22 protein-coding genes and 1 pseudogene are annotated in these 21920 nt (G+C 64.3%); 7 read left to right on the top strand and 16 right to left on the bottom strand.

Annotation, left to right across the window (positions count from 1 at the left end; all coding sequences use genetic code 11):
• Positions 1-13 precede the first annotated feature (13 nt).
• The 8 genes from KSS90_RS08915 to KSS90_RS08880 form a co-directional block, all read right to left on the bottom strand.
• Complete coding sequence (locus tag KSS90_RS08915) at positions 14-1066, bottom strand: AI-2E family transporter (protein ID WP_217869054.1); 1053 nt, start codon at positions 1064-1066, stop codon at positions 14-16.
• 12 nt (positions 1067-1078) lie between these two features.
• Positions 1079-1873 (bottom strand): DUF4892 domain-containing protein, encoded by a 795-nt coding sequence (locus KSS90_RS08910; RefSeq protein WP_217869053.1) that lies wholly within the window; start codon positions 1871-1873, stop codon positions 1079-1081.
• Positions 1874-1975: 102 nt separating this feature from the next.
• The gene (locus tag KSS90_RS08905) at positions 1976-2830 is read right to left on the bottom strand and encodes an alpha/beta hydrolase (protein WP_217869052.1); all 855 of its coding nucleotides are present in this window, start codon (positions 2828-2830) and stop codon (positions 1976-1978) included.
• Entirely contained in the window at positions 2827-3615 is a 789-nt protein-coding gene (locus tag KSS90_RS08900) for an alpha/beta fold hydrolase (protein WP_217869051.1), read from the bottom strand. Before KSS90_RS08900 ends, KSS90_RS08905 begins: the two co-directional genes overlap by 4 nt.
• Positions 3616-3709: 94 nt before the next feature.
• A complete protein-coding gene (locus KSS90_RS08895) occupies positions 3710-4057 on the bottom strand; it encodes a hypothetical protein (protein ID WP_217869050.1) in 348 nt (115 codons plus the stop codon).
• 95 nt (positions 4058-4152) lie between these two features.
• On the bottom strand, positions 4153-4611 hold the full coding sequence (gene sixA, locus KSS90_RS08890) for a phosphohistidine phosphatase SixA (RefSeq protein ID WP_217869049.1): 459 nt from the start codon (positions 4609-4611) through the stop codon (positions 4153-4155).
• A complete protein-coding gene (locus tag KSS90_RS08885; RefSeq protein ID WP_217869048.1) occupies positions 4608-4955 on the bottom strand; it encodes a DUF4389 domain-containing protein in 348 nt (115 codons plus the stop codon). Before KSS90_RS08885 ends, sixA begins: the two co-directional genes overlap by 4 nt.
• A gap of 11 nt (positions 4956-4966) precedes the next feature.
• A complete protein-coding gene (locus KSS90_RS08880; protein WP_217869047.1) occupies positions 4967-5992 on the bottom strand; it encodes an NAD(P)H-dependent glycerol-3-phosphate dehydrogenase in 1026 nt (341 codons plus the stop codon).
• A gap of 102 nt (positions 5993-6094) precedes the next feature.
• Here KSS90_RS08880 and KSS90_RS08875 point away from each other — a divergent pair, with 102 nt between their 5' ends.
• From KSS90_RS08875 to fabB, 5 genes are all read left to right on the top strand, one after another.
• A complete protein-coding gene (locus tag KSS90_RS08875; protein WP_217869046.1) occupies positions 6095-8242 on the top strand; it encodes a TonB-dependent receptor plug domain-containing protein in 2148 nt (715 codons plus the stop codon).
• Positions 8242-9132, top strand: coding sequence for an ABC transporter substrate-binding protein (locus KSS90_RS08870; RefSeq protein WP_217869045.1), 891 nt, complete (start codon positions 8242-8244; stop codon positions 9130-9132). The genes KSS90_RS08875 and KSS90_RS08870 overlap by 1 nt, the downstream gene beginning before the upstream one ends.
• Positions 9129-11057 carry a response regulator gene (locus tag KSS90_RS08865; protein ID WP_217869044.1) on the top strand — a complete coding sequence of 643 codons (1929 nt, stop codon included), beginning with the start codon at positions 9129-9131 and terminating at the stop codon, positions 11055-11057. The genes KSS90_RS08870 and KSS90_RS08865 overlap by 4 nt, the downstream gene beginning before the upstream one ends.
• A 206-nt stretch (positions 11058-11263) precedes the next feature.
• Positions 11264-11779 carry a 3-hydroxyacyl-[acyl-carrier-protein] dehydratase FabA gene (gene fabA, locus KSS90_RS08860; RefSeq protein ID WP_217869043.1) on the top strand — a complete coding sequence of 172 codons (516 nt, stop codon included), beginning with the start codon at positions 11264-11266 and terminating at the stop codon, positions 11777-11779.
• A gap of 11 nt (positions 11780-11790) precedes the next feature.
• Positions 11791-13011, top strand: a complete 1221-nt coding sequence (gene fabB / locus KSS90_RS08855) for a beta-ketoacyl-ACP synthase I (RefSeq protein ID WP_217869042.1) — start codon at positions 11791-11793, stop codon at positions 13009-13011.
• Between the two features lie 71 nt (positions 13012-13082).
• Here the strand turns inward: fabB and KSS90_RS25860 are convergent, their stop codons facing one another.
• The 3 genes and pseudogenes from KSS90_RS25860 to KSS90_RS08845 form a co-directional block, all read right to left on the bottom strand.
• Positions 13083-13823, bottom strand: coding sequence for a methyl-accepting chemotaxis protein (locus tag KSS90_RS25860; RefSeq protein ID WP_437180085.1), 741 nt, complete (start codon positions 13821-13823; stop codon positions 13083-13085).
• Positions 13824-13937: 114 nt separating this feature from the next.
• Positions 13938-14708: pseudogene (locus KSS90_RS25855) on the bottom strand (MCP four helix bundle domain-containing protein); the annotation flags it as partial.
• A 114-nt stretch (positions 14709-14822) separates the two neighbouring features.
• Positions 14823-15830, bottom strand: coding sequence for an amidohydrolase family protein (locus tag KSS90_RS08845; RefSeq protein WP_217869040.1), 1008 nt, complete (start codon positions 15828-15830; stop codon positions 14823-14825).
• 115 nt (positions 15831-15945) lie between these two features.
• Between KSS90_RS08845 and KSS90_RS08840 the strand changes: the two genes are divergently transcribed.
• Complete coding sequence (locus tag KSS90_RS08840) at positions 15946-16809, top strand: pirin family protein (protein WP_217869039.1); 864 nt, start codon at positions 15946-15948, stop codon at positions 16807-16809.
• Positions 16810-16921: 112 nt separating this feature from the next.
• On the opposite strand, the gene KSS90_RS08835 is transcribed toward KSS90_RS08840, so the two are convergent.
• The 4 genes from KSS90_RS08835 to KSS90_RS08820 all read right to left on the bottom strand — a co-directional run bounded on the left by KSS90_RS08835 (position 16922) and on the right by KSS90_RS08820 (position 20682).
• Positions 16922-17647, bottom strand: coding sequence for a dienelactone hydrolase family protein (locus tag KSS90_RS08835; RefSeq protein ID WP_217869038.1), 726 nt, complete (start codon positions 17645-17647; stop codon positions 16922-16924).
• Between the two features lie 101 nt (positions 17648-17748).
• Positions 17749-19656, bottom strand: coding sequence for a molecular chaperone HtpG (gene htpG / locus KSS90_RS08830; protein WP_102684712.1), 1908 nt, complete (start codon positions 19654-19656; stop codon positions 17749-17751).
• A gap of 94 nt (positions 19657-19750) precedes the next feature.
• Positions 19751-20209 (bottom strand): PaaI family thioesterase, encoded by a 459-nt coding sequence (locus KSS90_RS08825; RefSeq protein WP_217869037.1) that lies wholly within the window; start codon positions 20207-20209, stop codon positions 19751-19753.
• Positions 20206-20682 (bottom strand): PaaI family thioesterase, encoded by a 477-nt coding sequence (locus KSS90_RS08820; protein WP_217869036.1) that lies wholly within the window; start codon positions 20680-20682, stop codon positions 20206-20208. Before KSS90_RS08820 ends, KSS90_RS08825 begins: the two co-directional genes overlap by 4 nt.
• Before the next feature lie 136 nt (positions 20683-20818).
• Between KSS90_RS08820 and KSS90_RS08815 the strand changes: the two genes are divergently transcribed.
• Positions 20819-21094 carry a hypothetical protein gene (locus tag KSS90_RS08815; protein WP_050706517.1) on the top strand — a complete coding sequence of 92 codons (276 nt, stop codon included), beginning with the start codon at positions 20819-20821 and terminating at the stop codon, positions 21092-21094.
• Positions 21095-21159: 65 nt separating this feature from the next.
• Here KSS90_RS08815 and KSS90_RS08810 read toward each other — a convergent pair whose 3' ends face one another.
• Positions 21160-21909, bottom strand: a complete 750-nt coding sequence (locus KSS90_RS08810) for a DUF599 domain-containing protein (protein WP_217869035.1) — start codon at positions 21907-21909, stop codon at positions 21160-21162.
• Positions 21910-21920 lie beyond the last annotated feature (11 nt).

Genomic DNA, 21920 nt, shown 5'->3' with positions numbered 1-21920 from the left:
CGCAGCGCGCCACTTAACTTTGCGGCGATTGCTGCCCGGAATTGCGGCTCCAGTCCAGCAGCAGGCTATAGCCCACCGCCAACAGGGTCGGCCCGATGAACAAGCCAATGAAGCCGAATGCGATCAAGCCACCGAATACCCCGAGCAGCACGATGACCAGCGGCAGGTTGCCGCCACGGCTGATCAGGTATGGCTTGAGCACGTTGTCCACGCCGCTGATGACGAAGGTGCCCCAAATGCCCAGGAACACCGCCATGCCGTAGTCGCCCTTCGACACCAGCCAGGCGGTGGCAGGTATCCACGCCAGCGGCGGCCCCATGGGGATCAAGCTGAGCATGAAGGTCACCAGGCCCAGCACGATGGCCCCCGGCACACCGGCGATCAGGAAGCCGATCAGCGCCAGCAGCGCCTGGGCGGCGGCGGTGCCGATCACGCCGTTGACCACTCGCTGCACGGTGCCGGCCACCAGGTCGACATAGTACTCGGCACGCTCTCCCACCAGCCGGTGCAGCAGGCGGTGTACGAACGCCGCCAGACGCGGACCGTCGCGGTAGAAGAAAAAGACAAATACCAGACTCAAGGTCAGCTCCAGCACGCCGCTACCAATCTGCGCGCTGCGCGCCAGCAGCCAGTTGCCCACCTGCCCCAGATAAGGCTTGGCGGAGGCCAGCAGCGCCGCGCCTTGCTGGTCGAGGGACTGCCACCAGCCAACCAGTCGCTCGCCCACGAAGGGAATACTGCTCACCCACGCCGGCGCGTCGGGCAGGCCATCGACCTGCACATCGCGCACGAAGGCAGTGGCATCGCGGATGTGGTCGGCCAGGTTGAACCCCAGCCACACCAGCGGCAGGGCCACCAACAGAATCCACACCGTGGTCAACAGGCTCGCGGCGAGGGTTTCGCGCCCGCCCAGCACGCGGGTCAGCAGGCGCATCAAAGGCCAGCTGGCAAAGGCCAGGATGGCGCCCCACAGCAGCGCCGAGATGAACGGCGCCATTACCCACAGCGCGGCGCCCAGCAACGTCAGCAGCAGGATCTGGATCAACAGGCGGTCATTGTTGGCCATGGCGGCGCTCACTCAACGGATCAATTCCAGGTGCAGGCCTTCGGTCGGAGCATCGCCCACCTCGAGCCGGGCACTGCGCACGCCGGCCTTGACCAGTTGCTCGCGCCAGGCTTCGGCGCCCTTGCCACTGAGGCTGGCGCGCAGGGTGCTGTCAAGGTTCAGGCTGCGCGCCAGCAGCGTTGCCCAGGCAGCCTGGGGCTCGGCCAGATCAGGGTAGTCGAGCTTGCCGGTATCGCGCAGTTCGCGCAGCACCGTGGCGGCGGTAGGCAGCAAGTCGCCCAGCGGGCCGCCGGCGACGAACTCCTCGACATGCAGGTAGGCGCGGCGGTTGCCACGGGTCACGCTGTACAGCGCCACCAGGGTGTCGGCTTGCTCGGCGGAGCGGCGCAACAGGATGAACGCCTGCTGCTCGTCGCCACCATTGAGACGGGCGTTGGCGAACACGTCGTTGGCCCACAGGCTGGCCTCGCCACAGTCGCGGCCCTGACACCAGAACAACGGATATCCACCGTCCTGCTGCAATGCCTCGCGGGCGCTGGTGAACGCTTCACGGGCGCTGCGCTCGACCGGCAGCTCGTAGGTCACGGAACTGACCTGGCCGCGGCTCTCGACCTTATCGTCGACCCGCAGGCGGCCGCTGATCTTGCGCAGCGGGCCCATGGGGTAGACCCGCTCCTGCTCCACCGCCGGGCGCTGGTCGACCACCTTGGCGTCAGGCGGTACCGGCAGGCTGCCAGCCCACAGCAGTGGGCTGGCCATGGCGAGGCAGGCGGCGAGGGCGACGCGAACGAAAACAGATGCGCTCATCGGCCACCCTCGCAGGTGGCGGGGCGAGTTGGGTGAATGTCTGGCATGTACATGGTTGTCTCCCTTTCAACCCGCCAAGCCTCGACACTTGTCCGGTGCAAGTCAAGGAATGCCAAAGAAGCGATTGAAACAGTCTGCAACAAGGGCCGCACCCCCGGCGTCGTTCAGGTGCAGGTGGTGGCCGCCCGGCAGGGTCACCAGCTCGAAGGGTAGCTGCTCCAGCAATTCCGTGTGGCGCGCCAGCATGCCGTCGGCGGCCACCACCAGGCAGGCCGGGCAGGCGATGCGCTTGACGAAGGCCATGGCTTGGTCCTGGTTCAGCCGCGTCGGCGAAGGCAAGGTGAGACGGCTGTCGCTGCGCCAGCTGTAGCCGCCGGGCACCGGCATCAGGCCGCGTTGGGCCAGCAGTTCGGCGGCCTCGCGGCTGACCGCGACCAGGCCCTTCATACGCGCCTCGACGCCCTCTTCCAGGGTCGCGTATACCGACTTGCGCTTGCCCTCCAGGCGCAGTTGCGCCTGCAACGCCAGCCCCAAACGCTCGGCGGCGTCCTGCTCGCTGAGCGTCGGCGGGATCACCCCGTCGATCAGTGCCAGGTGGCTGATCCGCTCGGGCAAGGCCCCGGCCAGCTGCACCGAGATGATCGCGCCCAGCGAGTGGCCGAGCAGGCCGAAGCGCTCCCAGCCCAGCTGTTCGGCGACACGCAGCACGTCGTGGGCATAGTCGGCCAGGGCGTAGCTGGCGCCGACCGGGCGATGTTCGGAATAGCCATGCCCCGCCAGGTCCAGGGCGACGATGCGCAGCCCTTTCAGTTGCGGTGCCAGGCGGGCGAAGCTATTGGCGTTATCCAGCCAGCCATGCAGGGCGATCACCGGCAGGCCGTCGGCCGGACCGAACAGGTGCGCGGCCAGTTCGATGTGGCCCAGCGTCAGACGGATCTCCTCGACCTGGGCGCTCATGCCTGGCTCCAGCGGTCGAACAGGCCCTTGATCAGGCTGGCAGTGTCGGTGGGCCGCTCCAGCGGGAACATGTGCCCGCCCGGCAGGCTGTGGCACTCGCCCCTGAGCATGCCGCGCACGGCCAGGCCGTGGTGCTTGCGGATCACCCCGCTCTGGGCGCCGCGCACCATCGCCAAGGGTACCTGCAACTGGCGTGGCCGGGCCGGACTGACATGAGGGATGCTGCGATAGATGCTGATTTCGGTGGCTGGGTCGAAGCGCAGGCGCAGGCCCTCCTCGCCCTGCTCCAGGCCGTGCTCCAGGTAGGCTTCCAAGCAATCCGGATCGAAGTGGCGAAACAAACGCTTGCCGGCGAAGTAGCGGCGAGCGCTGTCGCGATCGGGGAAGGCCTCGCGCCGACCCAAGGTGCGTCCCGCCGGCGTGATGCGGTCGATGAACCCCAGGCGTTTGGCGGCCTGGATCAGCCATTCGTCGGCGCGGGTCAGCACCGGCGAATCCAGCATCACCACGCCGCGGTAGAGCTCCGGGCGACGCAGCGCCGCGTGCAAGTGCAGCACGCCGCCAAGGGAGTGGCCGACACCCCAGACCGGTGCCTCCTGCCGTTCCAGGTGATGCAGCAGTTCGTCCACCAGATTCTGCCAGTTGTCGTTGACCGGAAAGCGCGGGTCGTGGGCGTGCTGTTCCAGGTGATGCACCTGGTAGTCCGGCGCCAGCGCGGCGAACAGCTTGCCGTAGGTTGCCGAAGGAAAGCCATTGGCGTGGGCGAAGAAGATCTGCTGCGACATGGCCGCCTGCTCTGCACGGGGATGGATGGCCCATTGTCGGCAAGCGGCCGGGCGGCGGCAACGTCTTGAACGGTCATCGCCAATAACGATCAGGTCAACTCGGGTCGAAACTGACCATCGAACGGTGCAGGCAGGCACGCATGTAGGCCAGTTGCCATTCGAGGGCTTCACGGGCGAGCTGGCGGTCTTGTTGGGTATCCACCAGGCGGCGCAGCGCCAGGCAACTGGATTGCAGCAGGTGTGCCATGCGGATTCCAGACTGGCGCAGTTGCTCAAGTTCGTACTGACCTTCGAAGCGGCGCAGCAACTGGTCTAGCTTGGCGTCGGCGCAATCGCGCAGCAGGCAATATTCGGCGAAATCGAGCGCGCAGGGGCTACCCAGCTTGTCGATGACGCTTTGGGGATTGACGGAGCGCACCAGCTCCAGGCGTTGCCTGCTCATTAGGATTCCTTGCGCGGCGTTGCGATCATTCACGCCGCCACGCTAAGGCCCGCACGGTGCGAGCGGCAACTGGCATAAATGCCAGTTGCCGCCTGTCAGCCAGGGTGGTTGAGACTGCGCAGGGTCATCAGCCCGGCCAGTGGCCAGTCGCCCTCCAGCTCGGCCAGGCTGGCCGTGCTCAACGGTGCCGGGTGCTGACCGTGGCTATGTTCGAGCTGGCCGACGAGGGCCCCCACCAGTGGCTGGTGGCTGACCAGCAATACATGCTCGAGCCCCAGGCGCTCGATTTCGCCGATCACCTGGTGTACATCGCTTTCCGGGGTCAACCAGGGCACCGTGCGCACCGGCTCAGCGAAGCCCAGGGCACCATGCACCAAAGCGGCGGTCTGTTGAGCGCGCACGTAAGGGCTGGCGATGATCGCCTGCAACGGCTGGCCCAGCAGGCGTGCGGCGCTGTGCAGCACCTGCTCGCGACCATGGGCGGTCAAACGCCGCTCGGCGTCGGTGTTGGCCCGTGGCTCCGCCTCGCCGTGGCGCAGCACCCAGAGCTTCACAGTTTGGGCTCCTCGTCACGCACCGGGTGTGGCGCCGGGGCGACAGCGTGGGGCGCTTCGCCTTCCGGGGTACGCGGGCTCGGCCAGTCGGCGAACGGCCAGGGTTTCTGGTCGCTATGGAAGGTGCCGAAACGGCCGATCTGTGCCAGGTACTGGCTCAGGCTGTCGCCGAAGTTCATCAGGCTGGCGCTGGGCGCGCCGTAGATCAGGCGATAGATCAGTTGTACCAGCACCAGACCACCGAGCAGCAGCTCTGCCAGTTGCCAGGCCACCAGGAACACCAGCATCCACAGCACGCGCAGGATGATCGACTCGCGCGCGGCGCGTTCCGGGGTATCGTTCATAGGTCGCTCCTTCAGTTGAAACCGCTGGTGGAAATGAAATCGACGTCGGTCTTGGGCTCGGCGCGCATCAGGTGCTCGATCACCTGGTTCAGCGTGCGACCTTCGAACAGGATCGCGTGCAGCCCTGCCACCAGCGGCATGTACACGCCCACTTCCTGGGCCTTGGCCTTGAGCACCTTGAGGGTGTTGACGCCTTCGGCAACTTCACCCAGGCGGCTGACCGCCTGCTCGAGGCTCAGGCCCTGGCCGAGCGCATGTCCGACCTGGTAGTTGCGGCTCTTGGGCGAGGAGCAGGTGACGATCAGGTCACCGACCCCGGCCAGCCCAAGGAAGGTCATGGGGTTGGCGCCCTGGCTCACGGCGAAGCGGGTCATCTCGGCCAGGGCCCGGGTAATCAGCATGCTCTTGGTGTTCTCGCCCATTCCCAAGGCCACGGCCATGCCAGCGATGATGGCGTAGACGTTCTTCAACGCGCCGCCCAGCTCGACACCGAAGCGGTCGCTGCTGGCGTAAACGCGGAAAGTGCGGCCATGCAACACGGCCTGCACCTGTTGGCACAACGCTTCGTCCTCGCTGGCGACCACGGTGGCGGTCAACGCATGCTCGGCGATCTCGCGGGCCAGGTTGGGGCCCGACAGCACGCCGATGCGCGCATGAGGAGCGATCTCTTCGAGAATCTGGCTCATCAGCTTGAAGGTGTGCGCCTCGATGCCCTTGGTCAGGCTGACAAGGCCTTTGCCACGCAGCAGCTCGGCGTGGGGCGCCAGCACGCTGCGCAAGGCGCTTGAGGGCAAGGCGACGAAAATCAGCGCGCTGCCCTGCAGGGTGGCGAGCAGGTCGTTGACCGGTTCGACGCCGTCATGCAGGCGGATGCCCTTGAGGTAACGCGGATTCTCGCGGTCGACGCGCATTGCCTCGGCTTGCGCCGGGTCGCGCATCCACTGCCGTACCGGATGGCCGTTCTGTGCCAAGAGGTTCGCCACGGCGGTGCCGAAGCTGCCGCCTCCAAGAACTGCAACAGGTTGCTGTTCAGTCATATCCAATCCGTTAACCAATAATGTAAGTGGCGACCCGCGCATTATACGGGGCGCCCTGTCTTGGTGTCGCGGTCACTGGCAAAAGCCGCCCGGTCGGTTAACATGCCTGATTCATTTCTGAAACAAGGCCGTTTCGTGTTCCCAGGCACGCCACCTTACCCACGCCTGCTGTTGCTGACTGCCCTGCTGGGCGGTCCGGCCCTGGCCGAAGACCTGTTCATCGACAACCAGGACCTGCCGCAGGTTCTGACCGCCACGCGCCTGAAACAATCCCCGGCGGCGGTGCCGGGGAGCATGACCGTGCTCGACAACGAACTGATCCGCGCCAGTGGCGCCCGCGATATCCCCGAACTGCTGCGCCTGGTGCCCGGCATGATGATCGGCTACGGCGCCGGCAACCAGCCGACGGTCAACTACCACGGCAGCAACGTCAGCGACGCCCGGCGCATGCAAGTGTTGATCGATGGCCGCTCGGTGTACCGCGCGGGCCTGGCCACGGTGGACTGGAGCGACATCCCCGTGGCTATCGAGGACATCGAGCGCATCGAGGTGTTCCGCGGCCCGAACACCGTCAGCTACGGCGCCAACGCGCTGATGGCGGTGGTCAACATCCTCACCCGCAACCCGGCCGACAGCCATGGCACGCGAGTCAAGCTGACCCGCGGCCAGGACGGCATCAACGACTACTACGCAAGCCAAGGCTTCGGCTGGGACAGTGGCGACCTGCGCCTGTCGCTCTCCGGCCAGCAGGACGACGGCTTCGACCACGACCAGTTCGGCCGCGACTACCGCGACAGCCGCCGCGCCAACCGCATCAACATCAATGCCGTGCATACCCTGGCGCCTGATCAGACCCTGGAATGGCAACTGGCGGCCAAGGAAGGCAGCAACCAGCGGCCCTATACCTACCAGCCGGTGTTCGGCAACTACCGCGCCGGCGACAACGCCGACGTCAACGCCAAGGACTACGCTGGCTCCGTGCGCTGGAACCTCGACCTGAACCCCGAGCACAGCCTGTATGTGCAGGGTTCGGCGCAGCACTTCGACCGCCAGCAGGTATGGCGCGCCTGCGATGCGGCGATCGCCTTCAGCCCCGAGCTGACACGCCTGTGGCAACTCGACCCGAACTTCGCCGAGAAGGTCGCGCGCAACCTTTACACCGGCAACCTGCCGATCACCACCGATCCCGAACTCGGAGCGCTGATGGGCCAGGTACAGAACCAGTGGGCCAGCGGCGGCCGCAACACGATCTGCGGCGACGTCGACCAGAGCACCCGCGAAACCCGCTACGACCTGGAAATCCAGGACACCCTGAGCCTGACCGACAGCCTGCGCCTGGTCAGTGGCATGAACTACCGCTACGACCGCGCCGACTCGCAGACCTACTTCAACGGCAGCCTCGACGACCAGACCTGGCGCCTGTTCGGCCAGCTCGAATGGCGCGCCGACGAACACTGGATCGTCCAGGGCGGCGCGATGTACGAGCACTCGCAGTTGTCAGGCAACTCGCTCACCCCGCGCGTGGCGGTGAACTACCTGATCACCCCTCGCCACGGCCTGCGCGCGGTCTATTCCGAGGCCATCCGCTCGCCGGACATGTTCGAGAACAACGTCAACTGGAGCTACACGGTCAAGAACCTCTCGCCCAACCTGTACGGCCTGCAGAACGGCGAATACTTCGTCAAGACCCGCGGCCCGGGCAACCTCGACCAGGAGCGCATGCGCTCGCGCGAACTCGGCTACAACGGCGCCTTTAGCGACCTCGACCTGAACGTGGACGTAAAGCTGTTTTACGACGAGATCACCGGCATGATCAGCGAGCCGTTGAAGAACAACCAGTTCATCGCCAGCAATGCCAACAAGGCGCGTTTCAGCGGCAGCGAGGCGCAGTTCGACTGGCGCGTCACCCAGCGCGACCGCCTGCGCCTGACCTATGCCTATGTCGACGCCTGGGCCAGCAACCCGGCCGACCGCCGCCTGAGCGCGCGCAACAGCGGCTCGGCCGGCTGGCTGCGCGACTGGGGCGAGGGTTGGTCCAGCGCCCTCTTCTATTACGGCGACGACGCCCTCAACCAGTACCGTTACGAGCGGATAGACCTGCGCTTGGCCAAGCGCTTCAAGATCCAGGGCAGCAACCTGGAACTGGCCGCACTGTGGCAGCAGCGCCTGGACGACGAGCCGGTCACCCTCGAGCAGAACCGTTATGACAGCCGGCACCGCCTGAGCGTCAGCGCGGAGCTGGAATTCTGATGATCCGCCTGCTGCGTTTGCTGCTGCTGTGCCTCTGGCCCCTGGGCACGCTGTCGGCCAGCGAAGTCCTGCTGGTCGGCGGCGAAGACCAGCCCGGCATCCGCAGCTTCGTCGCCGCCCTGGAGAAACGCAGGACGCACGACCAGGTGCGGTTCCAGACTGTCGAGCAACTGCCTGCCCCAGGCAAGCTCAAGGCCGACACGCGCCTGGTATTGCTCGACATTCCGGCGTTGGAATGGCGCCTGACAGAGGCCACAGGGCCATCGGCATTGGCGCTGCGAATCAGCCGGGTCCAGGCCGAGCAACGCCTGGGGGTAGCGCGCCCCGCCTACCTCACCCTGCTGTGGAGTGATCCGCCCCTGGCCCGGCAACTGCGCCTGGCCCGCTACCTACTGCCGCAGGCCCGGCGCATCGGCGTGCTGTATGGCGAGCACAGCCGCTTTCTGCTCGATGAACTGCGCCAGGCCGCCCACCCTCTGGGGCTGGAAATCGTCGCCCAAGACTGGCCCGACCTGCGTGACAGCCGCCCATTGCAGCAGTTGCTGAACAGCAGTGATGTGTTGCTTGGGCTGGACGACCCCGACCTGTACAACTCGAAATCGGCCAAGAACGTGCTGCTCAGCAGCTATGGCCGGCAAATGGCGCTGATCGGTCCGAACGCCGGCTTCGTCCGCGCCGGCGCCCTGGCCAGCACCTACAGCGACCAGGACGATTGGCTGGCGGTACTCGAGCAGTTGCTCGACCAGCCACCGGCGCGCTGGCCGCGCAGCCTCTACCCCACGCACTTTGGCGTCAGCGGTAACCAGCAGGTGGCCCGGGCCCTGGGCCTGGAAGCGATCGACCCGGATGCCGCCGCCCTGGCCCTCGCCGAAGGAGCCTCCACCCCATGAGCAAGCGCCTGAGCTGGGACATCCATACCCGCACCCAAATCATCAGCCTGGGCCCGGCCCTGTTGCTGACCCTGCTGCTGATCAGTTTCTTCACCTTCGTACGCATCCAGGACTTGCGCCAGGAGCTCAACCACACCGGGCAACTGATCGCCAACCAGCTGGCACCAGCGTCCGAGTACGGGGTGATCTCGGGCAACAACGAGGTGCTCGAGAGCCTGATGCGCGCAACCTTGAGCATTCCCCACGTGCGCTTTCTCGAGGTACAGGACAGCCGCAACCATATCCTGGTGTATGTCGAGCAGCCCGATGAAAGCCTCAACCGCGCCCAGCGGGTCGAGGTGTTCCAGGCGCCGATCCGCCTGCAGCAGATCCGCCTGGACAACGACTTCCTGCTGGGCAAGGCGGCGCCACCGAACATCGCCGACGACTACCTGGGCCGGGTCATCGTCGGTATGTCCGACGACGCCTTCAGCCAGCGCCAGCAGGAGATCGTGATCAAGGCCGCGATCCTCGCGCTGTTCGCCCTGCTGTTCACTTTCCTGCTCGCCCGCCGCCTGGCCACCAGCCTGTCCAAGCCCATCAGCGACATGGGCCACGCAGTCCGCGCCATCCAGCAGGGTGACTTCAATGCGCCCCTACCGGTGGTCGACGATAGCGAACTGGGCCACCTGGCGCGGCATATCAACAACCTGGCCAACGCCCTCGACCAAGCTGCCGAGGAACAACAGCAGGCCATGGGGCAATTGATCCAGGCCCGCGAAGAGGCCGAGCAAGCCAACCGGGCCAAGTCCGACTTCCTGGCGATGATGAGCCACGAGCTGCGCACGCCCATGAACGGCGTGCTGGGCATGCTGCAGTTGCTGGAAACTACCGAACTGACCGGCGAACAAGCCGAATACACCGCCGTGGCCAGCGAATCCACCGGCCACCTGCTCAAGGTGATCAACGACATCCTCGATTTCTCGCGGATCGAGCGCACCACCCTGGAGCTGGAGCACATCGACTTCAACCTCGGCGACCTGATTACCAGCAGCGTGCAGTCGTTCCAGCACAGCGCCCAGCAGCGCAACCTCGACCTACGCCTGCAATTGCCCCCGGGCATAAACCAGTTGCAGGTGGTTGGCGACCCCACGCGGATTCGCCAGATCCTGCTGAACCTGGTGGGCAACGCGCTGAAGTTCACCGAGCGTGGCGAGGTAGCGATCGACGCACGCTGGCAGGTGCTCGACCGCCAGCTGATCTGGCTGACCTGCACCGTGCGCGACACCGGGATCGGCATCGACAGCAACCGCCTGGAAATGATGTTCGTGGCCTTCCAGCAGGCCGACAACACCATCTCCCGGCGCTACGGCGGCACCGGCTTGGGCCTGTCGATCGCCCGCACCCTGGCCGAGCGCATGGGTGGCCAGCTGCGTGGCGAGAGCCGCGAGGGGTTGGGCTCGACCTTCACCCTCGAAATACCGCTGGCACTGGCCAGCGCACCCAGCGCTGCGCCTGGTGTCACGCCACGGGACAGCACGACAGCCGACGGCGGCGGGCGGATCCTGCTGGTGGAGGACAATCCGGTCAACCAGAGCGTTATCGAGGCCATGCTGCGCAGCCTGGGCTTCGAAGTCAGCCTGGCCACCGATGGCGCCCAGGCGATCGACCTGGTTGGCCAGCAACGGTTCGCCGCGGTGCTGATGGATTGCCGCCTGCCCCAGGTGGACGGCTACGAGGCGACTCGCCGCATCCGCCTGCTGCCAAGGGGCGAAGGGCTGCCGATCATCGCCCTCACCGCCAGTGCGTTGCAGGGCGACCGCGAGCGCTGCCTGGCAGCCGGAATGAACGATTACCTGAGCAAGCCGTTCAAACGCAGCGATCTGCAGCGCATCCTGCGCCGCTGGTTGCCCGGTCAGGCAGTTGCGACTGGCGATAAATGCTAAAGTGCGGCAGTCTTAAAGACTGGACAGGACCGCCCCAGGGCCGGAAAATAACATTTCAGTGCACACCTGTACTTCTTTTGCCAGGTGCGCTGTGACTTTCACCACAACGCAATAGTCTACCTGTAGGCTGCCGCCTCGGATGCAAAGCGCTTCGGGCCGGCCGGGAAGATTCGTCCCCTGCCACAGGGGGTTATTGAGGAGCTCGCATGACCAAACAAAACGCCTTTACTCGGGAAGACCTGCTGCGCTGCAGTCGCGGTGAGCTGTTCGGCCCCGGTAATGCGCAACTGCCCGCCCCGAACATGCTGATGGTCGATCGCATCACCCATATCAGCGAAGAGGGCGGCAAGTTCGGCAAAGGTGAATTGGTCGCCGAGCTGGATATCAATCCAGACTTGTGGTTCTTCGCCTGCCACTTCGAAGGCGACCCGGTGATGCCAGGCTGCCTGGGCCTTGACGCCATGTGGCAACTGGTCGGTTTCTTCCTTGGCTGGCAGGGTCTGCCAGGCCGTGGCCGCGCCTTGGGCTCGGGCGAAGTGAAATTCTTCGGCCAGGTTCTGCCGCAAGCGAAGAAAGTCACCTACAACATTCATATCAAGCGCGTCCTGAAGGGCAAGCTGAACATGGCCATCGCCGATGGCTCGGTCAGCGTCGACGGACGCGAGATCTACACTGCCGAAGGCCTGCGGGTCGGCGTGTTCACCTCCACTGACAATTTCTAAGGGTTATTCGCATGCGCCGCGTCGTTATCACTGGTCTGGGCATCGTATCGTGCCTGGGCAATGACAAAGAGACCGTCACCGAAAACCTGCGCAACAGCCGTCCGGGTATCCGCTACAACCCGGAATATAAGGAAATGGGGCTGCGTAGCCAGGTTTCCGGTTCCATCGACCTCAACCTCGAAGAGCTGATCGACCGCAAGGTCTATCGCTTCGTCGGCCACGCTGCCGCCTACGCCTACCTGGCGATGCAGGACGCGATCAAGGACGCCGGCCTGACCGAAGAGCAGGTTTCCAACCCACGCACCGGCCTGGTGGCCGGTTCCGGTGGCGCCTCCACGCTGAACCAGATGGAAGCCCTGGACACCCTGCGCGAGAAAGGTGTCAAACGCGTCGGCCCGTACCGCGTCACCCGCACCATGGGCAGCACCGTGTCGGCGTGCCTGGCCACCCCGTTCAAGATCAAGGGCATCAACTACTCGATCTCGTCGGCCTGCGCCACCTCCGCGCACTGCATCGGCACCGCCCTGGAGCAGATCCAGTGGGGCAAGCAGGACATCGTCTTCGCCGGCGGTGGTGAAGAAGAGCACTGGAGCCAGTCGTTCCTGTTCGATGCCATGGGCGCCCTGTCGACCAAGCGCAACGAAACCCCTGAGCTGGCCTCGCGCGCCTACGACGCCGACCGTGACGGCTTCGTCATCGCTGGCGGCGGCGGCATGGTGGTAGTCGAGGAGCTCGAGCACGCCCTGGCCCGCGGCGCCAAGATCTATGCCGAGATCGTCGGCTACGGCGCAACCTCCGATGGCTACGACATGGTCGCCCCGAGCGGCGAAGGCGCGATCCGCTGCATGCAGCAGGCGCTGTCCACCGTCGACACCCCGATCGACTACCTGAACACCCACGGCACCTCCACCCCGGTCGGCGACGTCGCCGAGATGAAGGGTGTGCGTGAAGTGTTCGGCGCCAAGGCACCGAAGATCAGCTCGACCAAGAGCCTGTCGGGCCACTCGCTGGGCGCCGCTGGCGTACACGAGGCGATCTACTGCCTGCTGATGATGGAAAACAACTTCATCGCCGGCTCCGCCAACATCGACGAGCTGGACCCGGAGGTCGCCGACCTGCCGGTACTGCGCAAGACCGAAGAGAACGCCAAGATCGACACGGTCATGAGCAACAGCTTCGGCTTCGGCGGCACCAACGCCACCCTGGTGCTCAAGCGCTGGACTGGCAAGTGATCGCCTGACACGCTGAACGAGAACGCCCCGACCTAGGTCGGGGCGTTTTTGTTTGTACACCGCGATGACTCTTACACTGAAAACCGTTGTACCAAGGTGTTGAGGTCCACCGCCAACCGCGATAACGCCTGGCTCGCGGCTGACGTCTCCTCGGCCCCGGCCGAGGACTGGTGCGCCAGGTCGCGGATAGTGGTCAGGTTGCGGTCCACCTCCCGCGCCACCTGGGCCTGCTGCTCCGAGGCGCTGGCGATCACCAGGTTGCGCTCGTTGATCTGGCCGATGGCCGCGGCGATCGCCTCCAGCGCCTGGCCCGCGGCATGGGCACCGTCAAGGGTCGAACGGGCCTGGGCATCGCTGTGCTGCATGCCCTGCACGGCCCGCTCGGCACCGCTGCGGATGGCGACGATCATCTGCTCGATCTCCTGGGTCGAGCTCTGCGTACGGTGGGCCAGCGCCCGCACCTCGTCGGCGACCACGGCGAATCCGCGCCCGGCCTCACCAGCCCGCGCCGCCTCGATGGCCGCATTGAGCGCCAGCAGGTTGGTCTGCTCGGCAATCGAGCCGATCACATCCAGCACCTTGCTGATGTCATGCACCTGCTGAGCCAGTTGCCCGACCTCCTCGGCATTGCCCGCCACGCCAGTGGCCAGCGCCTCGATGGCAGTGACAGTCGCCCGCACTTGCTCGCGCCCACGGCGGGCAATCTGGTCCGACTCACGCGAGGCCTCGGAGGTAGCCACCGCGTTGCTCGCCACCTCCTCCACTGCCGCGGTCATCTGGTTCACTGCGGTCGCGGCCTGCTCGATCTCCATGCTCTGCTGTTGCAGACCATGGGTGGCGTCTTCGGTGACCGCGCTCAGCTCTTCGGAGGCCGAGGCCAGTTGGCTGGCCGAGTCGGAAATTCGCCCGATGGTCTCGCGCAGGCTCTGCTGCATGCTCTTGAGCGCCGCCAGCAGGCGCGCCGGCTCGTCATCGCCCTGCACGGTGATCTGTGGAGTCAGGTCGCCAGTGGCGACCGTCTCGGCCACCTTCAGCGACTGGCCGAGCGGCCGCACGATGCTACGGGTCAAGGCCAGGGCGAGCACCACGGTGAGGCTCAGGGCGATCACCAGCAACACGCCGACCCAGACCTTCGCACCGTTGTACACGGCCTCGGCCAGGTCGGTGGCTGAGTTGGCCTGATGGTTGTTCAGCTCGATCAGCTCGTTGAGGGTCGCCGTCATCTGGTCGGCCAACTGGTTCATCTCGCCGTTTACCAGCGCCGCCGCTGCCTGGACATGCCCATCGGTGGCCAATTGCACCACCTGCCCCTGCAAGGTCATGTATTGACGCTCAAGGCCCTGGTAACGGTCGAACAACGTCCGCTCCTCAGGAAGCACGATCAAGGCATCGTAGTGACTCTGAGCCTTGCTCAGGCCACCCTTGACCTCGTCGATGCGGGCACGGTTCTGCTGCTGGGCGACCGGGTCGGTGTTGACCAGCAGGCGCAGGGTCAAGGCGCGGATGCGCAGCATGTCCTGGGTCATGCGGCCCACCGAGATCACGCTCGGCAGCCAGTTGTTGTCGACCTGCTCGGACTGCTGGCGCATGTTGGTCATCTGCTGCAGCGCGAAGCCGCCCAGCGCCACTACCAGCAGCGCCATGATGCCAAAGCCAAGGCCGGCGCGCGGCGCGATGTTCAAGCGTCTCAGGCTCATTTCCAGGATCCCTCCCAAGCGTGATATTCCATTGCTTAAAAAAGGTATCGGGCCATCTGGAAATTGCGTAAGACGAAAAGGCGATATCAAAAAGCTATCCGTGCATGAAACTCGCTATTTCGCGCTTTTTGGCAGCAGTTCGACAAAATTCCTCCGGCTCACGCGCTCTGCCACCGCTTCAGGCAAGGCATCGAGGAATGGATTGAAAGCATGCATCTGCTCGCCGATGCTGCCGAAGCGCCCCACCACATCGGACCCGAGCATGAAGCGCTCGGGAAAGCGCACGACCAGTTCGACCCAGGCTTTGCGTGGCACGCCCTGCTCATCCAGCAGGTAGGGCTCGAGCACGCTCCAGGACAAGTCCACGTACAGGTTTGGATAGTCCTCGAGCAATCGGGTTAGCACCGGCAGGAGAAAGTCCATGCGCTCCTGGTGCCGGTGAATCTCCACGCTGCTGCCGGCATGGGCCCAGATGAAGCGGGTATGCGGGTGGTTACGCAACGGCTCTTCGATTTCCGCCAGGTACAGCGGGTTGCGCTCGCGCTTGGAGGTGATGTTCGAATGCAACAGCACCGGCAGGTCGCGCTCGGCGGCCAGGTGATAGATGCGGGTCATGGCTTCGTTGTTGGCCCGCGGTGTATCGCCGCTGGTCAGGGCGGTGAGGTCGTCATGGCGGGTGAATACCTCGCCGATGCCCTGCCACAACCCCGGATAAAGTTCGAGCATGCGCTCGATATGGTTGACGGCATTCTTGTCTACCGGGTTGAAGCCGGTAAGAAACGGATGGAAGCGCTTGCGCTGTTCGGCAGGCAGCTTTTCCAGCGCGGCGGCAACGTACAGGTCGGTGGCGCTGTACCAGTATGCATCGGCATCGTCGCCGGCGTAGTAGCGCGGGCGCTTGGGTTCGTCCTCGTGCCATTTTTTGGCCACCGGAATGCCGGAGATCATCGACTGCTCTACCCCGGCCTCGTCCATGGCCTTGAGCAAGGCCGGCATGCCCTCGGTTTCCTGGAAGAAATCCACGTAATGCAGGTGCGCATCGCTGTAGCGGTAGTCGCGGGCATGTACGCTGTCGAACAAGCCCATGCTCAATAGCAGGCAGGCCAATGTGCGGGCGATCATCTCAGGCTCCTTTGCCAATACCGCAAGAGTAGACCCGCCCCCTTCAGCGACGGTTCAGCCCCGCGCCACGAACCGCTATGCTTGCAGACGTCCCTTGCCTGCCCGGAGTTTCGCCATGAGCAGCCCCCTGGTCATCCGCCCACGCGCCGAGTCGGTCGAGGGCCAACCCATCCTGCGCCCACTGCCCTCGGCCCAGTGCCGCAGCATCGGGCCCTTCGTATTCTTCGACCATATGCTGGAAACCGACTACGCCCCCGGCCATGGCATGGACATCCGCCAGCACCCGCATATCGGCCTGTCCACCCTCACCTACCTGTTCGAAGGCGAGATCCAGCACAAAGATAGCCTCGGCTCGGACCAGCGCGTGCTGCCGGGCGATGTCAGCTGGATGACCGCCGGGGCAGGCGTGGCGCACGTCGAGCGCACCCCGGCCGAGGCGCTCGAACAGGGCTCAAGGCTGCATGGGCTGCAGGTTTGGCTGGCCTCGCCGCAAAGCGCCGAACAAGGGCTGGCGAGCTACAGCCATCACCCGGCCGACAGGCTGCCGATCAGCGACAGCCTCGGCGTGCGAGTCCGCATGATCGCCGGCACAGGTTTCTGCCTGAAGTCCCCCGTGCCAGTGCTCTCCCCCACGCTCTATGCCCATGTACACATGCAAGCGGCTACCACCTTGATCGTGCCGACGGAGCACGCGCAGCGCGCGCTGTACCTGCTCGAAGGTGAGTTGATGCTGGATGACGAGGAGGTCGAGCCATGCAGCCTGGTCGTGCTGCCCGAGGGCGAAGAGGTGGTGTTGTATGCCGAGGAAACGTGCCAGCTGGTGTTGATCGGCGGCGCGCCACTGGATGGGCCGCGGCGGATGAACTGGAACTTCGTCGCCAGTGATCCGGCATTGATAGAGTCGGCCCGGGCGCGCTGGGCGGCGGGGGATTGGCCAGTGGTACCGGGGGAAAACGGGCGGATCGAACTGCCGCGTTAACGGGGGCCGCTTCGCGGCCCATCGCCGGCAAGCCGGCTCCCACAGGAATTTGCATTGCTTCTGTGGGAGCCGGCTTGCTGGCGATGGGGCTGCGTCGCAGGCCCCTGAACGTTCAGCCTGCGAACACTTCCTTGAGCAAGTTATGCATCGAGCGGAACGCCCGCTCGGACGTACGCCGGTCATACTGCATCTTGCCCGGCACATTGGCGTTCGGATCGGTGAACGAATGCACAGCGCCACCATAACTAAGCAGTTGCCAGTCGACCTTGGCGGCGTTCATCTCTTCCTCGAAGGCTGGCAATTGCTCCTTCGGCACCAACGGATCGGAAGCACCATGCAGTACCAGCACGGAGCCTTTGATACGCTTAGCATCCTCGGGGCTTGGTGTGTCCAGGGTGCCGTGGAAAGAAACGGCGGCCTTCAGGTCGGCGCCGGTACGGGCCAGCTCCAGAGCACAGCAACCACCAAAGCAGAAGCCGAAGGTGGCCACCTTGCCGGGCGCCAACAACGCCTTCGATTGCCCCAGCAATTGCGCCAGCGCTTCCTGCATGCGCTTGCGCAGTTCGGCGCGGTCGTTCTTCAGCGGCATCATCGCCGTACCGGCTTCGTCAGCATTGGACGGCCGCACCGACTGGCCATACAAGTCGGCAATCAGCACCACATAGCCTTGCTCGGCCACTTCCTTGGCGATACGTTCGGCGCCCTCGCCGATACCCATCCAGTTCGGCGCCATCACCAGGCCCGGCTGCGGCAGCGCGCCCGGGGCGTAGACCAGGCGGCTTTCGTAAGCCTTGCCTGACAGGTGATAAACCAACGACTCGACGATGACCTTGCTCATTCAGCTCTCCTTGGGCGTTCACGGGTCAGGACAGGATAGATGTATTCGTGGCAACGGCAGACATGAAAAAGCCCGCCGAAGCGGGCTTTTCTTGCCTCAGGTCAAGCCGACAGCTCGACCAGCAGCTTGTTGAGCCGGCGTACGTAGGCCGCCGGATCCTTCAAGCTGTCACCGGCCGCCAGGGCCGCCTGGTCGAACAGGATATGCGAAAGCTCGGCGAAGCGGTCTTCGCTCTGCTCGCCATCGAGCTTCTCGATCAGCGGGTGGCTCGGGTTGAACTCGAAGATCGGCTTGGACTCCGGCACCTTCTGCCCGCTGGCCTCGAGGATCTGGCGCATCTGCAGGCCCAGGTCCTGTTCGCCGATGGCGAGGATCGCCGGCGAGTCGGTCAGGCGATGCGAGACACGCACCTCGGCAACGCTGTCACCCAGCGCGCCCTTGAGACGCTCGACCAGGCCTTCCTTGTCCTTGGCGACTTCTTCCTGGGCCTTCTTGTCCTCTTCGGAGTCCAGCTTGCCCAGGTCCAGGTCGCCGCGGGCGACGTCGACGAAGGCCTTGCCGTCGAACTCGTTGAGGTAGCTCATCAGCCACTCGTCGATGCGGTCGGTCAGCAGCAGCACTTCGATGCCTTTCTTGCGGAAGACTTCCAGGTGCGGGCTGTTCTTGACCTGGGCGTAGGATTCGCCGGTCAGGAAGTAGATCTTGTCCTGGCCTTCCTTGGCGCGGGCCAGGTAGTCGGCCAGGGCGACGCTCTGCTCGCCGCTGTCGTCATGGGTGGAAGCGAAGCGCAGCAGGCTGGCGATCTTCTCCTTGTTGGCGAAGTCTTCGGCCGGGCCTTCCTTCAGCACCTGACCGAAGTTCTTCCAGAAGCCCTTGTACTGCTCAGGCTCGTTCTTCGCCAGTTTCTCCAGCATGTCCAGCACGCGCTTGGTCAGCGCGGTCTTCATCGAGTCGATGATCGGGTCTTTCTGCAGGATCTCGCGGGAAACGTTCAGCGACAGGTCGTTGGAGTCGACCACACCCTTGATGAAACGCAGGTACAGCGGCAGGAACGACTCTGCCTGGTCCATGATGAACACGCGTTGCACGTACAGCTTCAGGCCGCGTGGCGCTTCGCGCTGGTACAGGTCGAACGGCGCGCGGGCCGGCACGTACAGCAGCGAGTTGTACTCGAGCTTGCCTTCGACCTTGTTGTGGCTCCAGGCCAGCGGGTTCTCGAAGTCATGGCCGATGTGCTTGTAGAACTCCTGGTACTCCTCGTCCTTCACCTCGGTGCGCGAACGGGTCCACAGGGCGCTGGCGCGGTTGACGGTTTCCCATTCCTGCGCCGGCTTTTCCTCGCCTTCGGCGGCCTCAGCCTGCTCCTTGGGCAGCTCGATCGGCAGAGCAATGTGGTCGGAGTACTTCTTGACCACGTTGCGCAGGCGCCAGCCATCGGCGAATTCATCCTCACCCTTCTTCAGGTGCAGGACGATGCGGGTACCGCGCTGCGGCTTGTCGACAGTGGCGACTTCGAACTCGCCCTCGCCTTTCGACGACCAGTGCACGCCCTCGGCAGCCGGCAGGCCGGCGCGACGGCTGAACACGTCGACCTTGTCGGCGACGATGAACGCGGAGTAGAAGCCCACGCCGAACTGACCGATCAGGTGCGAGTCCTTCTTCTGGTCGCCGGTGAGGTTCTTCATGAAGTCGGCGGTGCCGGACTTGGCGATGGTACCCAGGTGCGCGATCACGTCTTCGCGGCTCATGCCGATGCCGTTGTCCTCGAGGGTCACGGTGTTGGCGGCCTTGTCGAAGCTGACGCGGATCTTCAGGTCGGCGTCGCCTTCGAGCAGCTCAGGCTTGGCCAGGGCCTCGAAGCGCAGCTTGTCGGCGGCGTCGGAGGCGTTGGAGATCAGCTCGCGCAGGAAGATCTCCTTGTTCGAATACAGGGAATGGATCATGAGGTGCAGCAGTTGCTTTACCTCGGTCTGAAAGCCCAGGGTTTCTTTTTGAGTCTCCACACTCATGGTCTTCAAAACTCCAATCTGTTGGTTGGTGACGCCTGGCGGCCGTCGGGACGGCTTTTGATGGCGGATGTCCAGCAGATGGGGGCAGCCCTGACTATTTCAAGGGCTTTTCGGGTTCAATCTTGAAATGCGCACGCGCCGTGGCGATCGGGGTGTCGCGATCGCCCTGCCAGGCGGTGATGGCGACGTTGGTCACCCGCCGCCCCTGGCGCCACAGCTGACACTGGGCGTAGGTGTCACGGAAATGGCCGGCACGCAGGTAATCGATGGAGAAGTCGATGATCTTCGGGATGCTCGCACTTTCGCTGTAGATCAGCAGGTAGAGCGCCGCGGACAGCTCCATGAACCCGGCGATCACGCCGCCATGGATCGCCGGCAGCAACGGGTTGCCGATATTGTCCGGATTGGCCGGCAGGCGGAACAACAGGTCTTCGCCCTGGCGCTCGCATTCGATACCGATCAGTCCGGCATACGGGATCAACGCCAGCAAAGGCTGGTAATCGCCCCGGGCGTGGGCCTGGTTCAGTTGCTGGCGGATGTCGGCGGGAATCACGCGCGACCCTCCTTGAGGCTGTTGCCGAAGCGGATGCCACCCTTGACGTCCTGCCCCAGGCGCATGAAGGTGCCGACCACCTGACAGATCGGTTGCGCGGGGTCGTCCTGGTAGGCCGTACCCCGGGTGAAGATCACATCGCGGGTCACCCGGTAGCACTGGGCATGACCGTAGATGTCCTTGTCCGCCTCGGCCGGATGCATGTAGTCGATGCGCAGGTCCAGCGTCGGGCACACCTCGAAACGTGGTAGCGCGCAGAGCGTGGCCATGCCGCAGGTGGTGTCCATCAGCGTGGTCAGCACGCCGCCGTGAACCGCACCATTCTGCGGATTGCCGACAATGGCCGGCGACCAGGGCAGTACCAGTGTCATGCCGTCGGCGTCGGCATGATGCACGCGCATTTGCAGTACCTGGCAATGTTTCAGCGCCGAGAGAAAACGCTCGGCCATCGCCATCAATGGAGTCTCATTCATTGTCCGCCGCCGCATAAAATGGGTAAAAAGTCTATATAGGCCGGGCAGTTATATATCTGTAACCTGCGTTGAACTTATTCGTCAGTGGCGTACTCGAAGGAACATACAAAGTTATTCCACCCAGGAGAAACACCCCATGCGTAAACCTTTTGCTTTTGCTCTGATGCTGGCCGCTGCCATGGGCCTGGCTGCTTGCGATAAAGCGAGCGAAGACAAAGCCCAGGACGCACAGCAACACGCCGAGCAAGCCCAAGAGAAGATGGGCGAAGCTCAGGATAAGATGAACGAAGCCGCCAAGGAAAACGCCGAAGCCGCCAAAGATCAGGCCGAAGCGCAGCAGAAGGCCGCCGAGGAAGCCGCACCGACCACCCCAGCGCCGACCACTGCACCTGCTGAGCCTGCCAAGCAGTAATCGAGCAGTAAAAAAACCCGACAATGTCGGGTTTTTTTATACCTGCCATTTAAAGCTGAAAGGCTTCACCCAGCACCATCGGAAGTTTCCCTCCCTGCATCTACCGAGGCACTTTCGGTGGGCGTGAATACCATCACTTCCAACACATGTGAATGGAATTCCCGACGATACAGGATGAACACCACACCCACGCTCATAGCCATGAACAACCAGGGGCTGATGAACCAGCTCAACATGGCCATGCCGAAATAGTAAGAGCGCAAGCCCAGGTTGAACTGGTTGGCGGCCAGCGACAGCACCCGCGCCGCCCGGGAAGCGAAAGCCTTGCGTTCGAGCTCGTTGACCTGACGTTCGCCGATCATTGGCGCCGAGCCCACCAACACTGCGGCGAAGTTGTATTGACGCATGCACCAGCTGAAAGTGAAGAACGCATAGACGAACACCGTCGCCAGGCACAACAGCTTGATTTCCGACATGCCCTGGGAGGCCTGCTGCACCAGTGGCAGGTCGGCCAGCAGCGACAATGCACGGTCGGACGCTCCAAGCACGGTGAGGATGCCGGCAAGGATGATCAGGGTACTGGAGGCGAAGAACGATGCGTTGCGCTCGAGGTTGCCGATTACGCTGGCATCGGCGATGCGATTGTCGCGCAGCAGCATACGGCGCATCCAATCCTCGCGGTAAAGGTGCAACACGCTGGCCAGGCACGCAGTATCACGTCCCTTCCAGGTGGCATAGCGGGTGTAGCCGCCCCAGCAGATGGCGAACCAGCAGACGGCCAGGAGGTTGCCCAGGTTGTTTTGGATGAAGGTCATGCAGGAATCCC

This window comes from Pseudomonas maumuensis (assembly GCF_019139675.1).
GTDB lineage: Bacteria > Pseudomonadota > Gammaproteobacteria > Pseudomonadales > Pseudomonadaceae > Aquipseudomonas > Aquipseudomonas maumuensis.
This window is presented reverse-complemented; position numbering and strand designations above follow the sequence as displayed.

What these genes read in the sequence shown, in the direction of transcription:
- KSS90_RS08915 (WP_217869054.1), bottom strand. Translation starts at nt 1,066, where the DNA reads ATGGCCAACAATGACCGCCTGTTGATCCAGATCCTGCTGCTGACGTTG.
- KSS90_RS08910 (WP_217869053.1), bottom strand. Translation starts at nt 1,873, where the DNA reads ATGAGCGCATCTGTTTTCGTTCGCGTCGCCCTCGCCGCCTGCCTCGCC.
- KSS90_RS08905 (WP_217869052.1), bottom strand. Translation starts at nt 2,830, where the DNA reads ATGAGCGCCCAGGTCGAGGAGATCCGTCTGACGCTGGGCCACATCGAA.
- KSS90_RS08900 (WP_217869051.1), bottom strand. Translation starts at nt 3,615, where the DNA reads ATGTCGCAGCAGATCTTCTTCGCCCACGCCAATGGCTTTCCTTCGGCA.
- KSS90_RS08895 (WP_217869050.1), bottom strand. Translation starts at nt 4,057, where the DNA reads ATGAGCAGGCAACGCCTGGAGCTGGTGCGCTCCGTCAATCCCCAAAGC.
- KSS90_RS08885 (WP_217869048.1), bottom strand. Translation starts at nt 4,955, where the DNA reads ATGAACGATACCCCGGAACGCGCCGCGCGCGAGTCGATCATCCTGCGC.
- KSS90_RS08880 (WP_217869047.1), bottom strand. Translation starts at nt 5,992, where the DNA reads ATGACTGAACAGCAACCTGTTGCAGTTCTTGGAGGCGGCAGCTTCGGC.
- KSS90_RS08875 (WP_217869046.1), top strand. Translation starts at nt 6,095, where the DNA reads ATGCCTGATTCATTTCTGAAACAAGGCCGTTTCGTGTTCCCAGGCACG.
- KSS90_RS08870 (WP_217869045.1), top strand. Translation starts at nt 8,242, where the DNA reads ATGATCCGCCTGCTGCGTTTGCTGCTGCTGTGCCTCTGGCCCCTGGGC.
- KSS90_RS08865 (WP_217869044.1), top strand. Translation starts at nt 9,129, where the DNA reads ATGAGCAAGCGCCTGAGCTGGGACATCCATACCCGCACCCAAATCATC.
- fabA (WP_217869043.1), top strand. Translation starts at nt 11,264, where the DNA reads ATGACCAAACAAAACGCCTTTACTCGGGAAGACCTGCTGCGCTGCAGT.
- fabB (WP_217869042.1), top strand. Translation starts at nt 11,791, where the DNA reads ATGCGCCGCGTCGTTATCACTGGTCTGGGCATCGTATCGTGCCTGGGC.
- KSS90_RS25860 (WP_437180085.1), bottom strand. Translation starts at nt 13,823, where the DNA reads ATGGAGATCGAGCAGGCCGCGACCGCAGTGAACCAGATGACCGCGGCA.
- KSS90_RS08845 (WP_217869040.1), bottom strand. Translation starts at nt 15,830, where the DNA reads ATGATCGCCCGCACATTGGCCTGCCTGCTATTGAGCATGGGCTTGTTC.
- KSS90_RS08840 (WP_217869039.1), top strand. Translation starts at nt 15,946, where the DNA reads ATGAGCAGCCCCCTGGTCATCCGCCCACGCGCCGAGTCGGTCGAGGGC.
- KSS90_RS08835 (WP_217869038.1), bottom strand. Translation starts at nt 17,647, where the DNA reads ATGAGCAAGGTCATCGTCGAGTCGTTGGTTTATCACCTGTCAGGCAAG.
- htpG (WP_102684712.1), bottom strand. Translation starts at nt 19,656, where the DNA reads ATGAGTGTGGAGACTCAAAAAGAAACCCTGGGCTTTCAGACCGAGGTA.
- KSS90_RS08820 (WP_217869036.1), bottom strand. Translation starts at nt 20,682, where the DNA reads ATGAATGAGACTCCATTGATGGCGATGGCCGAGCGTTTTCTCTCGGCG.
- KSS90_RS08815 (WP_050706517.1), top strand. Translation starts at nt 20,819, where the DNA reads ATGCGTAAACCTTTTGCTTTTGCTCTGATGCTGGCCGCTGCCATGGGC.
- KSS90_RS08810 (WP_217869035.1), bottom strand. Translation starts at nt 21,909, where the DNA reads ATGACCTTCATCCAAAACAACCTGGGCAACCTCCTGGCCGTCTGCTGG.